At 72.6% G+C, this 13,661-nt stretch carries 14 protein-coding genes and 1 riboswitch; of the genes, 11 read left to right on the top strand and 3 right to left on the bottom strand.

From position 1 onward, the window contains the following. Positions 1-6: 6 nt before the first annotated feature. From ACZ63H_RS22260 to ACZ63H_RS22250, 3 genes are all read left to right on the top strand, one after another. Positions 7-459 carry an Lrp/AsnC family transcriptional regulator gene (locus tag ACZ63H_RS22260; RefSeq protein ID WP_030620185.1) on the top strand — a complete coding sequence of 151 codons (453 nt, stop codon included), beginning with the start codon at positions 7-9 and terminating at the stop codon, positions 457-459. A 292-nt stretch (positions 460-751) separates the two neighbouring features. Beyond that, positions 752-1,540, top strand: a complete 789-nt coding sequence (locus ACZ63H_RS22255; RefSeq protein ID WP_469867568.1) for a carbon-nitrogen hydrolase family protein — start codon at positions 752-754, stop codon at positions 1,538-1,540. A gap of 85 nt (positions 1,541-1,625) precedes the next feature. Beyond that, positions 1,626-3,323, top strand: a complete 1,698-nt coding sequence (locus ACZ63H_RS22250) for a flavin monoamine oxidase family protein (protein ID WP_469867566.1) — start codon at positions 1,626-1,628, stop codon at positions 3,321-3,323. A 91-nt stretch (positions 3,324-3,414) separates the two neighbouring features. Here ACZ63H_RS22250 and ACZ63H_RS22245 read toward each other — a convergent pair whose 3' ends face one another. From ACZ63H_RS22245 to ACZ63H_RS22235, 3 genes are all read right to left on the bottom strand, one after another. Continuing rightward, positions 3,415-4,101, bottom strand: a complete 687-nt coding sequence (locus ACZ63H_RS22245; protein ID WP_469867564.1) for a DUF5995 family protein — start codon at positions 4,099-4,101, stop codon at positions 3,415-3,417. Between the two features lie 76 nt (positions 4,102-4,177). Continuing rightward, positions 4,178-5,617: a uracil-xanthine permease family protein gene (locus tag ACZ63H_RS22240; RefSeq protein ID WP_469867562.1), complete on the bottom strand. Its 1,440-nt coding sequence runs from the start codon at positions 5,615-5,617 to the stop codon at positions 4,178-4,180. Between the two features lie 115 nt (positions 5,618-5,732). Beyond that, positions 5,733-6,938, bottom strand: a complete 1,206-nt coding sequence (locus ACZ63H_RS22235; protein WP_469867560.1) for an MFS transporter — start codon at positions 6,936-6,938, stop codon at positions 5,733-5,735. 185 nt (positions 6,939-7,123) lie between these two features. Between ACZ63H_RS22235 and ACZ63H_RS22230 the strand changes: the two genes are divergently transcribed. The 8 genes from ACZ63H_RS22230 (at position 7,124) to ACZ63H_RS22195 (ending at position 13,625) form a co-directional block, all read left to right on the top strand. Next, the gene (locus ACZ63H_RS22230) at positions 7,124-8,347 is read left to right on the top strand and encodes an ROK family transcriptional regulator (protein ID WP_469867558.1); all 1,224 of its coding nucleotides are present in this window, start codon (positions 7,124-7,126) and stop codon (positions 8,345-8,347) included. Between the two features lie 246 nt (positions 8,348-8,593). Then, positions 8,594-8,724: riboswitch (FMN riboswitch) on the top strand. A 160-nt stretch (positions 8,725-8,884) separates the two neighbouring features. Then, positions 8,885-9,490, top strand: a complete 606-nt coding sequence (locus ACZ63H_RS22225; protein ID WP_469867556.1) for a riboflavin synthase — start codon at positions 8,885-8,887, stop codon at positions 9,488-9,490. Next, positions 9,487-10,128 (top strand): nicotinamide mononucleotide transporter family protein, encoded by a 642-nt coding sequence (locus ACZ63H_RS22220; protein ID WP_469867554.1) that lies wholly within the window; start codon positions 9,487-9,489, stop codon positions 10,126-10,128. Before ACZ63H_RS22225 ends, ACZ63H_RS22220 begins: the two co-directional genes overlap by 4 nt. Beyond that, the gene (locus ACZ63H_RS22215) at positions 10,125-11,423 is read left to right on the top strand and encodes a bifunctional 3,4-dihydroxy-2-butanone-4-phosphate synthase/GTP cyclohydrolase II (RefSeq protein WP_469867552.1); all 1,299 of its coding nucleotides are present in this window, start codon (positions 10,125-10,127) and stop codon (positions 11,421-11,423) included. Before ACZ63H_RS22220 ends, ACZ63H_RS22215 begins: the two co-directional genes overlap by 4 nt. Positions 11,424-11,448: 25 nt before the next feature. Further along, entirely contained in the window at positions 11,449-11,934 is a 486-nt protein-coding gene (ribH, locus tag ACZ63H_RS22210; protein WP_469867550.1) for a 6,7-dimethyl-8-ribityllumazine synthase, read from the top strand. A gap of 34 nt (positions 11,935-11,968) precedes the next feature. Beyond that, the gene (locus ACZ63H_RS22205; protein ID WP_007491392.1) at positions 11,969-12,241 is read left to right on the top strand and encodes a phosphoribosyl-ATP diphosphatase; all 273 of its coding nucleotides are present in this window, start codon (positions 11,969-11,971) and stop codon (positions 12,239-12,241) included. Between the two features lie 49 nt (positions 12,242-12,290). Beyond that, positions 12,291-13,139 carry an ATP phosphoribosyltransferase gene (hisG, locus tag ACZ63H_RS22200; RefSeq protein ID WP_469867548.1) on the top strand — a complete coding sequence of 283 codons (849 nt, stop codon included), beginning with the start codon at positions 12,291-12,293 and terminating at the stop codon, positions 13,137-13,139. A gap of 24 nt (positions 13,140-13,163) precedes the next feature. After that, positions 13,164-13,625 carry a PH domain-containing protein gene (locus ACZ63H_RS22195; RefSeq protein ID WP_469867546.1) on the top strand — a complete coding sequence of 154 codons (462 nt, stop codon included), beginning with the start codon at positions 13,164-13,166 and terminating at the stop codon, positions 13,623-13,625. Positions 13,626-13,661 lie beyond the last annotated feature (36 nt).

The following is a 13,661-nucleotide window of genomic DNA, read 5'->3' as shown; positions in this document are numbered from 1 at the left end:
CCCCCTGTGCTGAACGATCTCGACGAACGCATCGTGCACGCCCTCGCCGAGGACGCCCGCCGCTCCTACGCGGACATCGGGCAGCTGATCGGCCTGTCCGCGCCCGCGGTGAAGCGGCGCGTGGACCGGCTGCGGGCCACCGGAGCCATCACCGGGTTCACCGTCCGGGTGGACCCGGCGGCCCTCGGCTGGGAGACCGAGGGGTACATCGAGATCTACTGCCGGAGCAACACCTCTCCGGAGACCATCCAGCGGGGCCTGGAGCGCTACCAGGAGGTCGTGGCCGCGTCGACCGTCACCGGCGACGCGGACGCGATCGCCCAGGTCTTCGCCTCCGACATGCGGCACTTCGAACGGGTCCTGGAGCGGATCGCGGGCGAGCCGTTCGTGGAGCGCACGAAGTCCGTCCTCGTCCTGTCGCCCCTGCTGCGCCGCTTCTCCTCCGGGGCACCGGGATAGGAGCGGGCAACGGCTCGGGGTGCCTCGTCGCACGCCGGCCGCCGGTCGGCGCCCCTCCGGGGCGCGGGGAATCGCGCGAGCACTCCCCGACGACCCGCGCCCGGCGTGCGACGAGGCGCCCCTTTTCCGTTTCCGGGGGCGGGCAGCCCGGCCACGCAACGAATCACCGCCCTTCCCCGTTTCGGCGCAACGAACTCCGCACGCGCGCGCAACGGCTCCTTCTTGTCCGGCCGAGCGCACCGCCCGTACCGTCTTCCTGACCCCCGACCCCCCGTTCCGGTGAGGACCCCGCATGCGCACCGCCCTGCTCCAGAGCTCCGGCCGTCCCGGCTCGATCGTCGAGAACCTCGAGGTCCTCGACGAGGCCGCGGGCCGCGCCGCCGCCGCGGGCGCCGGGCTGCTGGCCGCGCCGGAGATGTTCCTCACCGGGTACGCCATCGGCGACGACATCGCGCGCCTCGCCGAGCCCGCCGACGGCGACTGGGCCGACGCGGTCGCCGAGATCGCCACCCGGCACGGCCTGGCCCTCGCCTACGGCTACCCGGAACGCGACGGCGACACCGTCTTCAACTCCGCGCAGCTGATCTCCGCCGACGGCACCCGGCTCGCCAACTACCGCAAGACCCACCTCTTCGGCTGCTTCGAGCGCGACCACTTCACACCGGGCGAGCGCCACGTCGTCCAGGCCGAGCTGAACGGCCTCACCGTGGGCCTGCTGATCTGCTACGACGTCGAGTTCCCGGAGAACGTCCGGGCCCACGCCCTGGCCGGCACCGACCTCCTCGTCGTGCCGACCGCGCAGATGCACCCCTTCCAGTTCGTCGCCGAGTCGGTGATCCCGGTGCGCGCCTTCGAGAACCAGATGTACGTCGCGTACGTCAACCGGGTCGGTGCGGAAGGGGAGTTCGAGTTCGTCGGCCTCTCCGTCCTCGCCGGTCCCGACGGCGTCGCCCGCGCCCGTGCCGGCCGCGGCGAGCAGCTGGTGCTCGCCGACGCCGACCCCGCCTTCCTGGCCGCCTCCCGGGAGGACAACCCGTACCTGGCGGACCGCCGCCCCGGTCTGTACGGGTCCCTGGTCTGAGAGCGCGCACACCGCGAAGGAAGGCCGCGGCGCAGCGGCCGCACCCGGCCTCACCCCGTTCCACCACGCAAGGAGTCCGTACCCCATGACGTCCACGGTGCCCAACGCCGTCGAGCACACCGACGAGCAGCAGCCGCCGATCACCATGTTCGGCCCGGACTTCCCCTACGCCTACGACGACTTCCTCGCCCACCCGGCGGGCCTCGGGCAGATCCCGGCGACCGAGCACGGCACCGAGGTCGCGGTCATCGGCGGCGGCCTGTCCGGCATCGTCGCCGCCTACGAGCTGATGAAGATGGGCCTCAAGCCCGTCGTCTACGAGGCCGACCAGATCGGCGGCCGGCTCCGTACGGTCGGCTTCGACGGCTGTGACGGCTCGCTGACCGCCGAGATGGGCGCGATGCGCTTCCCGCCGTCCTCCACCGCCCTCCAGCACTACATCGACCTGGTGGGCCTCGAGACCAGGCCCTTCCCCAACCCGCTGGCCGAGGCCACCCCCTCGACCGTGGTCGACCTCAAGGGCGAGTCGCACTACGCCGTCACCGTCGACGACCTGCCCCAGGTGTACCGGGACGTCGCCGCGGCCTGGAACAAGTGCCTGGAGGAGGGCGCCGACTTCTCCGACATGAACCGCGCGATGCGCGAGCGGGACGTGCCGCGCATCCGGGAGATCTGGGCGAAGCTGGTCGAGAAGCTCGACAACCAGACCTTCTACGGCTTCCTCTGCGACTCCGAGGCGTTCAAGTCCTTCCGGCACCGCGAGATCTTCGGCCAGGTCGGCTTCGGCACCGGCGGCTGGGACACCGACTTCCCGAACTCCATCCTGGAGATCCTGCGCGTCGTCTACACCGAGGCCGACGACCACCACCGCGGCATCGTCGGCGGCTCCCAGCAGCTGCCGCTGCGCCTGTGGGAGCGCGAGCCGGAGAAGATCGTGCACTGGCCGCACGGCACCTCGCTCCAGTCCCTGCACACCGGCGGCGAACCGCGCCCGGCCGTGACCCGGCTGCACCGCACGGCGGGCAACCGGATCACTGTGACCGACGCGGACGGCGACATCCGCACCTACCAGGCGGCGATCTTCACCGCCCAGTCCTGGATGCTGCTGTCCAAGATCGCCTGTGACGACTCGCTCTTCCCGATCGACCACTGGACCGCGATCGAGCGCACCCACTACATGGAGTCCAGCAAGCTCTTCGTGCCCGTGGACCGGCCGTTCTGGCTGGACAAGGACGAGGAGACGGGCCGGGACGTCATGTCGATGACGCTCACCGACCGCATGACGCGCGGGACCTACCTGCTCGACAACGGCCCCGACCGGCCCGCCGTGATCTGCCTGTCGTACACCTGGTGCGACGACAGCCTGAAGTGGCTGCCGCTGTCCGCGAACGAGCGGATGGAGGTCATGCTGAAGTCGCTCGGCGAGATCTACCCGAAGGTCGACATCCGCAAGCACATCATCGGCAACCCGGTGACGGTCTCCTGGGAGAACGAGCCCTACTTCATGGGCGCGTTCAAGGCCAACCTGCCGGGCCACTACCGCTACCAGCGGCGCCTGTTCACCCACTTCATGCAGGACCGGCTGCCCGAGGACAAGCGGGGCATCTTCCTCGCCGGCGACGACATCTCCTGGACGGCCGGCTGGGCCGAGGGCGCCGTGCAGACCGCGCTGAACGCGGTGTGGGGCGTGATGCGCCACTTCGGCGGCACGACCGACCCGTCGAACCCGGGCCCGGGTGACGTCTACGACGAGATCGCGCCGGTGGAGCTTCCCGAGGACTGACCCGGGAGACGGACCAGGGCGCGGGCGGTTGGACCGGGATTCCGGCCGCCCGCGCCTTCGCCGGTTCCCGGCGCCCGCGCCCGGGGGCCGTTCAGTCGGGCAGCGGGGTCAGCAGCATCCGGCCCGCGAAGCCCACCGCCGCGTCCAGCCGCTCGGTGAACTCCTCCACGACCCCGGCGCAGTGCCGCAGCGCCCACAGGGCGCGGGCCGCCGCCCAGGCCGCGTCCCGGGCCCGCTCCAGGCTCCAGGCGCCCAGCAGATGGGTGAGCGGGTCGGCGAGCTGGAGCAGGTCCGGGCCCGGCATCAGGTCCTCGCGGACCCGTTCCTCCAGCGCCACGAGCAGCTCGCCCACCCGGTCGAACTCGTCCTCCAGGTCGGCCGGTTCGCAGCCGAGCGCCCGGCAGCTGTCGACCACGGCCAGGGCCAGGTCGTGCCCGATGTGGGCGTTCACGCCGGACAGCGCGAACTGCAGCGGCCGCACCCCGGGATGGCGGCGGAGCTGGAACAGGGGCCGCCAGCAGGCGGGCGGCCGGCGGTCGGTGGCGGCCGCGTCGACCGCGGCCAGATAGCGCTCGGCGAACCGCACGTCCAGCGTGCCCGCCGCCCGCGGGTCCGGGAACTCCCCGGCGACCAGCCGCCGGCCGACCTCCTCGGTGACGGCGAGGTAGACGCGGTTGAACACGCGGACGCCGTCCCGGGCGGGCAGGTCCGCGTCCAGCGCGCGCATCCGCGCCACGACGGCGTCGACGGGGGTGATGAGTGCTGCGGGCTGCGCCATGCGGGAAGCGTCCCAGCCTGGGGCCGGCCGGCGTGCCGACCGGCCCGGTGCTTCGCCGGAACGAGGGAACGCCGGGCTAGGACCCGGCGTGCGGTGTCCGCGTGCCCGGGGCCGTGCCGGGCCGTGGGCCGGCCGGCGCGTCCGCCTCCGTGTCGTAGGCCGACGTGCCCTCGTCCAGCAGCGGCTCCTGCTGCTTGAGGTGGGGCGGGGCGAAGGCGCGCAGCGCGTGGTAGCCGGTGATGACCACCAGCGTGCCGAGGGCGATGCCGCTGAGCGAGAAGGTGTCGGTGAACTTGATGGAGACGTTGCCGACGCCGATGATGATGCCCGCGGCGGCCGGGACCAGGTTCAGCGGGTTGCGCAGGTCCACCTTGGCGTGCAGCCAGATCTGGGCGCCGAGCAGGCCGATCATGCCGTAGAGGATGACGGTGATGCCGCCGAGCACCCCGCCGGGGATGGCCGCCACGACCGCGCCGAACTTCGGGCAGAGGCCGAAGAGCAGGGCGAAGCCGGCGGCGGCCCAGTAGGCGGCGGTGGAGTAGACGCGGGTCGCGGCCATCACGCCGATGTTCTCGGAGTAGGTGGTGTTGGGCGGGCCGCCGACGGCCGTGGACAGCACCGAGGCGACGCCGTCCGCGGAGATCGCCGTGCCGAGCTTGTCGTCCAGCGGGTCGCCGGTCATCTCGCCGACCGCCTTGACGTGGCCCGCGTTCTCCGCGACCAGGGCGATCACCACGGGCAGGGCGACCAGCACGGCCGACCACTGGAAGGACGGCCCGTGCAGGTGCGGCAGTCCGATCCAGTCGGCGTGGGAGACCCCGGACAGGTCCAGGCGCCAGTGGTCGGCGACCTTGCCGTCCGGGCCCACGGAGTGGATCCTGCCGAAGACCCGGTCGAACGCCCAGGAGATGCCGTAGCCGAAGACCAGGCCCAGGAAGATGGCGATGCGCGACCAGAAACCGCGCAGGCACACGACGGCCAGCCCGGTGAAGAGCATCACCAGCAGGGCGGTCCACTGGTCCTGGGGCCAGTAGGTGGAGGCGGTCACCGGGGCCAGGTTGAAGCCGATCAGCATGACGACGGCGCCGGTGACGATCGGCGGCATGGCGGCGTGGATGATCCGCGCGCCGAAGCGCTGCACGGCCAGGCCCACCAGGAACAGCACGGCGCCGACGACGAGCACCGCGCCGGTCACGGTCGCACTGGTGCCGCCCTGGGCGCGGATGACGGCGGCCACGCCCACGAACGACAGGGAGCAGCCGAGGTAGCTCGGCACCCGGCCGCGGGTGGCGAGCAGGAAGATCACGGTCGCCACCCCCGACATCATGATCGCCAGGTTGGGGTCCAGGCCCATGAGCACGGGGGCGACGAAGGAGGCGCCGAACATCGCGACCACGTGCTGGGCGCCCAGGCCCACGGTGCGGGGCCAGGACAGCCGTTCGTCGGGGCGTACCACCGCTCCGGGCGCGGGCGTGCGCCCGTCACCGTGCAGCTTCCAGCGCACGCCGAGATCCATGGTGGGGTTTCGCTTTCTTACGTACATGAGGACGGTCCGAACCATTGTGCGGGTATCCGGCGGATTCCCGCCCACGCGGTTTCCTGTGTGAACCGGATTCACATACGCGATCGCGTCATGGCTGCGGGTCCGCCACCGCCGTGCCGGGGGCGCCGCTCTCCGCGCGATCGCCGCGCCCGGCCGCGCGCAGCACGCCCGCGAACGCCACGAGCCCGCAGGCCAGCGCCGTCACCACCCAGAAGGACGCCGTCAGGCTGGTCGCCTGGGCCACCCCGCCGATCAGGCTCGGCGCGACCAGCCCGGAGGTGTACGTGATGGTCGCCACGCCCGCGATGGCCTGGCTCGGACGGGGGCCGGCGTGCCCGGCCGCCGCGAAGCACAGCGGGACGACCACCGCGATGCCGAGCCCCATCAGCGCGAAGCCGGCCATCGCCGACGCCGGGTGCCGTGCGGACACGACCAGCAGCCCGCCCAGCACCGCCAGCACCCCGCCGGCCCGCACGGTGCGGACCGCGCCGAAGCGGTTCACCACCGCGTCCCCGGCGATCCGGGCCACGGCCATGGTCAGCATGGATCCGGTCGTGGCGGACGCCGCCAGCCCGGCCGAGCCGCCCAGCCGGTCCCGCAGGAACACCGCCGACCAGTCCAGGGTCGCGCCCTCGGCGAACACCGCGCAGAACCCGACCGCGCCGATCAGGAGGGCCGAACGCGGCGGCAGCGCGAACCGCGGGGGCGGCTCCTCGTCCTCGGCCGGCTGGACGTCCAGCACCCAGGCGCAGACCGTGCAGCCGAGCACGGTGAGGACGGCCGAGGCCAGCAGGAAGTGCACCCGCGCGTCCGCCCCGAGGTGCGCGGCGAGGGTGCCGGCCGCCGAGCCGGTCAGGGCGCCCGCGCTCCACATGCCGTGCAGCCCCGACATCACCGACTTGCCGAGCAGCCGCTCGACCTCCACGCCGAGCGCGTTCATCGCGACGTCGGCCATGCCCGAGGAGGCGCCGTAGGCGAACAGCGCCAGGCACAGGGTGACCAGGTTCGGCGCGAGGGACGGCAGGACCAGGGCCAGCGTCCACAGCGCCAGCAGGCCGCGCAGGGCCGTACGGCTGCCGAAGCGGTGCGTGAGACGGCCCGCCAGCGGCATCGCGCACGCGGCACCGAGCGCCATGAAGGCCAGTGCGAACCCCAGCTGGCCGGCGCTCAGGCCGGCGTGCTCGCGGATCCAGGGCACGCGCGTCGCGAACGAACCGGCCACCGAGCCGTGCACGGCGAACACGGCCGCCACGGCGTACCGGGCACGCCGGACCTCCTCGCGTCCGCCGCTCATGTCCTCCATCTTCCTGTGCCTCCCCGGCCCGCCCTGGTGTCAACCGGGCGTAAATTATCAGGAACCCTGCCTGATAGATAGCCGCGATACGAGCGCACGCCCGCCGGCGCCCGGACGACCGCCGTACGGGCACCCCGACGACCGCATGACCGACCCGGCTCCGACGATCTGGGAGGATTCCCGCCATGCCCGCATCACCCAGCACCGCCCGGGCCATCAACGACCGGCTGGCCCTGCGGCTGTTGCAGCAGGAAGGCCCGCTGACCGCAGGGCGGTTGAAGCAGCTGACCGGCCTGTCCCGGCCCACGGTCGCCGACCTCGTCGACCGGCTCACGGCCGCCGGGCTGATCACCGTGGTCGGAGAGTCCGGCGAGCAGCGCCGGGGGCCCAACGCCCGGCTCTACGGCATCGTCGCCGACCGCGCCCACCTCGCCGCGCTCGACGTGCGCACCGAAGGCGTCCTCGTCCTCGTCTCCGACCTGGTCGGACGGGTGCTCGCGGAGGCGTCCGCACCGATCGGCGGGGGCACCGGGACCGGGCCCGCCGTGGAGCGGGCGGTGGCCGCGGTGGAGCGCGCGGTGAAGGAGGCCGGTGTCATGGCGGCGCCCCCGGGAGAGGGGGCCGCGCAACGGGGGAGGCTGCACACCGTCGGCATCGGCGCGCCGGGCCTGATCGACCCGGCCACCGGTGACCTCAGGGACTCCGCCGGGCTGCCCGCCTGGCACCGCAGCCTGGCCGCCGCCCTCCAGGAGCGGCTGCCCGGCGCCCGGGTGACCGTCGAGAACGAGACCAACCTCGCCGCCCTGGCCGAACAGCGCGAGGGCGCCGCCCGCGACCGGGACACCTTCGTCCTGCTCTGGCTGGGGCACGGCGTCGGCGCCGCCGTCGTCCTGGACGGCGCCCTGCGCCGCGGGGCCTCCGGCGGCACCGGCGAGATCGGCTTCCTGCCGGTCCCGGGCACGAGCACGCTGCCCTCGGCGACCGACTGCGACGGCGGCTTCCACTCGCTGGCCGGGGCGGCGGCGCTCGTCGCGCTGGCGGCACGGTGCGGGCTGCCGGTCGCCGGCGCGCCGGACGGACCGGGCGCGGCGCGGGTGGTGGGCGACGCGGTGGCCCGGTCGTCCGCGGCGGACGAGCGCTTCCTGCATGCCCTGGCCGACCGGATCGCCGTCGGCGCGGCCTCGGTGACGGCCGTCCTGGACCCCGGGTGCGTGGTGCTCGGCGGGGAGGTCGGCCGGGCCGGGGGAGCGGTGCTCGCCGGACTGGTGGGGGAGCGGCTGCGCCGGATGTCGCCGCTGGCCACCGAGGTGCGGGCGAGCGGTCTGGGCGGGACGGCCGTGCTGCGCGGAGCGCTCCTCACCGCCCGGGAACGGGCGCAGGACGAGCTGTTCGGGGCGCCGGAGCGGTGACTCGGCCCCCTTGGCGGCCCGGCGGCGGGCAAGGGCCGTCGTCACCGCCGCCGAGCCCGTCCGCACCCTAAGAGGACTAGACCAGTGCGGTCAATGGTCCGGACCAGCTCAACCGCCCTGCGCCGGAAGCCGGTTGCCTCCGGCCGTCGCGCGGCGCGAAACCTCCGGTACACACTGTGAGGGAGGCCACACCGCCCACCCGTATGGGCGAGTGACGGGCGTGGCAGACTGGGCCTGTACCAGAAGCAGCGCACTCCGGGGTCGGTGAAAGTCCGAACCGGCGGTTACAGTCCGCGACCCGGTCGCTTCCAGCGGCCGGTTGACCAGGTGAAATTCCTGGACCGACGGTTAAAGTCCGGATGGGAGGCAGTGCGCGGCGGGCGGGCACGCGTCTTCCGTGTGCGCGCCGCCGTACCGAGGCTCGTCCGTATCCGGACGCGTCCGTCCGGCGACGCCCCCGGTGTGTGCTCACCCGTGGAATCTGTCGTCATCGACAGCCCCGGAGTCCGTGCCCGAAGAGGCAGGAGGACCCGGGAAGTGTTCACCGGAATCGTCGAAGAGCTGGGTGAGGTCACCGCCGTCGAGAACCTCGGCGACGCCTCCCGCTTCCGGCTGCGCGGCCCCGTCGTGACCGAGGGCGCGCGGCACGGCGACTCCATCGCCGTGAACGGGGTCTGTCTCACCGTCGTCGAGCACGAGGGTGACGAGTTCACCGCCGACGTCATGGCCGAGACCCTGAACCGCTCCAGCCTGGGCGCGCTCACCGTCGGCTCGCGCGTCAACCTGGAGCGCCCCACCGCCGTCGGCGCCCGCCTCGGCGGGCACATCGTGCAGGGACACGTGGACGGCACCGGCGAGGTCCTCGCCCGCACGCCCTCCGAGAACTGGGAGATCGTGAAGATCTCCCTGCCCGCGGACCTCGCCCGCTACGTCGTGGAGAAGGGCTCCATCACGGTCGACGGCATCAGCCTGACCGTCGTGGAGGCCGCCTCGGACCATTTCACCGTCAGCCTCATCCCGACCACCCTCGCCCTGACCACGCTCGGCGTGAAGCAGCCCGGCGACCCGGTCAACCTCGAGGTGGACGTCATCGCCAAGTACGTGGAGCGCCTGCTCACGACCGGACAGGGGGCCGGCCGGTGAACTGGATGAACTCCGAGGCGTTCACCCTCTTCGGCCAGCACATCATCTGGTCGGACATGATCGGCAACATCCTGGGCCTGATCACCCTCGCCCTCGGCTGGCGCCGCTCCCTGTGGACCTGGCCCGTGCAGTTCCTGTCCGGCCTCGTCCTCTTCGCCGCCTTCTACGGCCATCTCACCGGCAGCGCCGGCAAGCAGGTCGTCGTCATGGCCGTCGCGCTGTACGGCTGGTGGCAGTGGCAGCGCACCCGCAACCGGTCGGGCGACGGCCAGATCACCCCCCGGTTCGCCACCTGGCGCGAGCGCGCGGCCATGGTCGCCGCCGCCGGCGCCGGCACGGTCGCCGTCGCCCTGCTGTTCGAGGCCTACCCGTCCCTGTCCTGGGACCCCTGGCCCGACGCCTACATCTTCGTCGGCACCATCGTCGCGATGTACGCCCAGGCCAAGAGCATGGTCGAGTTCTGGTTCGCCTGGCTGCTCGTCGACCTCGTCGGCGTCCCCCTGAACTTCGCCAACGGCTACGCCTTCTCCGGATTCGTCTACGTCATCTACGGCGCACTCGTCCTGTGGGGCATGCGCGACTGGTGGCTGCGCTCCCGCAAGGCGGCGCGGCCCACACTGGAAGGAGCGCCGGCATGACCTCGGCACCCGTCCTCCACGACACCCACGACATCGAGAACTTCGCGCTCGACCCGGTCGAGCGGGCCGTCGCCGACATCGCCGCCGGGCGCCCGATCATCGTCGTCGACGACGAGGACCGGGAGAACGAGGGCGACCTCGTCGTCGCCGCCGAGAAGATCACCCCCGAGATCGTCGCCTTCATGATGAGCGAGTGCCGGGGACTGATCTGCGCGCCCATGGAGAGCGGGGAACTGGACCGGCTGCGGCTGCCGCAGATGGTCGAGGACAACACCGAGTCGATGAAGACCGCGTTCACCGTCTCCGTGGACGCCACCGCCGCGCACGGCGTGAGCACCGGCATCTCGGCCGCCGACCGGGCCACCACGCTCCGGCTGCTCGCGAGCGGCACCGCCGCGCACACCGACTTCGTCCGCCCCGGTCACGTCTTCCCGCTGCGCGCCAAGGCCGGCGGCGTCCTCGCCCGCAACGGCCACACCGAGGCCGCCGTCGACCTCGCCCGGCTCGCGGGCCTGCGCCCGGCCGGCGCCATCGTGGAGATCGCCGGCGAGGACGGCCGGATGCTCCGGCTGCCCGAGCTGATCCCGTTCGCCCGCAAGCACGGCCTGACGATCATCTCCATCGAGGACCTGATCGCCTACCGCCGCGACAGCGAGCCCACCGTCCGCCGCGAGGCCGAGACCCGCCTGCCCACCCGGCACGGCGTCTTCACGGCCTACGGCTACCGGTCCACCGTCGACGGCGTCGAACACGTCGCCCTCGTCCACGGCGACCTCGGCGACGGCGGGGACGGCGGGGACGTCCTGGTCCGGCTCCACTCCGAATGCCTGACCGGCGACGTCTTCGGCTCCCTGCGCTGCGACTGCGGCCCCCAGCTGGACACCGCGCTCGGCCGCATCCAGGAGGAGGGCCGCGGAGTCGTCGTCTACCTGCGCGGACACGAGGGGCGCGGCATCGGCCTGCTGTCCAAGCTGCGCGCCTACGAACTCCAGGAGCAGGGCCACGACACCCTGGACGCCAACCTGGAACTCGGCCTGCCCGCCGACGCCCGCGACTACGGCGCCGGCGCGCGGATCCTCGCCGACCTCGGCGTGCGCCGCGTCCGGCTGATGACCAACAACCCCGACAAGACCGACGCCCTCAGGCGCCACGGCATCGAGGTCACCGGCCGGGAGCCGATGCCCGTCCAGGCCGGCGAGCACAACCTCCGCTACCTGCGCACCAAGCGGGACCGGATGGGGCACGACCTGCCCTGGCTCGACACGCCCGCCGTGTCGGCCTGCGGCAACCAGTAAGCGAGAGACAGCACGGAGGTAAGACGTGAGCGGCAAGGGCGCACCGGACGTGTCCGTACGCAAGGTGAGCGACCTCAGGGTCGCCGTCATCGCGGCGCAGTGGCACGAGAAGGTGATGGACGGCCTGGTGGACGGCGCCCTGCGCGCCCTGCACGACCTGGGCATCGACGAGCCGACCCTGATCAGGGTCCCCGGCAGCTTCGAGCTGCCGGTCGCCGCCAAGGTCCTCGCGGGCCGCGGCTACGACGCGGTCGTCGCCCTCGGCGTCGTCATCCGGGGCGGCACCCCCCACTTCGACTACGTGTGCCAGGGCGTCACCCAGGGCCTCACCCAGGTCTCCGTCGAGACCGGCGTCCCCGTCGGCTTCGGCGTGCTCACCTGCGACACCGAGGAACAGGCCCTGGACCGGGCCGGCCTGGAGGGCTCGACCGAGGACAAGGGCCACGAGGCGGTGACGGCGGCCGTGGCGACGGCGGCGACGCTCCGCTCAGTATCCGAACCCTGGCACTAGGCCGCCCGCCACAACGGCTAGGGTGGGGCTCACCATGTCCAAGAAGACGTTCGAGGAGCTGTTCACCGAGCTCCAGCACAAGGCCGCCCACGGCGATCCCGCCACCTCCCGCACCGCCGAGCTGGTCGGCAAGGGCGTCCATGCCATCGGCAAGAAGGTCGTCGAGGAGGCCGCCGAGGTCTGGATGGCCGCCGAGTACGAGGGCAAGGAGGCGGCGGCCGAGGAGATCTCCCAGCTGCTGTACCACGTCCAGGTGATGATGGTCGCCCGCGGCATCTCCCTGGACGACGTCTACGCCCACCTGTAAGCCGTATCCCACCCCCTCCCGTAGAGAACGAACGAAGGAAGCCGACCTCATGCTGCGCATCGCCGTCCCCAACAAGGGTTCACTGTCCGGCCCTGCGGCGGAGATGCTGCATGAGGCCGGCTACCAGCAGCGCCGCGAGTCCAAGGAGCTGCGCATCGTCGACCCGGAGAACGAGGTCGAGTTCTTCTACCTCCGCCCCCGCGACATCGCGATCTACGTCTCCTCCGGCCGCCTCGACATCGGCATCACCGGCCGTGACCTGCTGATCGACTCCGGCGCCGAGGCCGAGGAGATCCTGCCGCTCGGCTTCGCCCGCTCCACCTTCCGCTTCGCCGCCAAGCCCGGCACCGCGCACACCATCGAGGACCTCAAGGGCCGCACGGTCGCCACCTCCTACGAGGGCATCGTCGCGGGGCACCTCGCCGACCGCGGCGTCGACGCCTCCGTGGTCCACCTGGACGGCGCCGTCGAGACCGCCATCGAGCTGGGCGTCGCCGAGGTCATCGCCGACGTCGTGGAGACCGGCACCAGCCTGCGCAACGCGGGCCTGGAGGTCTTCGGCGAGCCGATCATGAAGTCCGAGGCCATCGTCGTCCGCCGCACCGGCGCCGACGCCGAGGAGCCCAAGGTCCAGCAGTTCCTGCGCCGCCTCCAGGGCGTCCTGGTCGCCCGGACCTACGTGATGATGGACTACGACTGCCGGGTGGAGCAGCTGGAGAAGGCCGTCGCGCTCACCCCCGGCCTGGAGTCCCCGACCGTCTCCCCGCTGCACAACGAGGGCTGGGTCGCCGTCCGCGCCATGGTCCCCGCCAAGGAGGCCCAGCGGATCATGGATGATCTCTACGGCATCGGCGCCCGCGCCATCCTGACCACGGCCATCCACGCCTGCCGTCTCTGAGAGGCCCCGAGAGGTACGCCCGAGATGTCCGACCTGCCCGCGCTGCCCGTCACCTTCCGGCCCGGCCGCACCCGCGTGATCCTGCTCACCGCCGGAATCCTGATCTTCGTGGTGATCTCCGGGATGTCGCTGCTGCTGGAGAACCTCGGCCCGGGCTCACGGCTCAGCTTCGTCGTCACCGGGGCGCTGTGCCTGTGGGTGCTGGCCCAGCTCGCCCGGGTGAAGGTGGTCGCCGACGAGTCCGGCGTCACCGTCGTCAACATCGCCAGCAAGCGGCGCCTGGCCTGGGCGGAGATCCTCCGGGTGAACCTCCGGCCGGGTGACCCCTGGGTCTTCCTCGACCTCAGCGACGGCACCAGCCTGCCCGCGCTCGGCATCCAGCCGGGCATCGCCGAACGGCAGGCCATCGCGGACGCCCGGACCCTGCGGGAACTCGCCGAGGCCCGCTCCGGCTCGCCCGCCCTGCCGCACGAGCCGAGATCTTGATTAATCTGGTGGGCGGAGGTGTTCCCGCTGTGCCTC

This window comes from Streptomyces sp. NPDC104831, assembly GCF_055583025.1.
The sequence above is the reverse complement of the archived record's forward strand: the minus strand, read 5'-3'. Positions and strand labels throughout refer to the sequence as shown.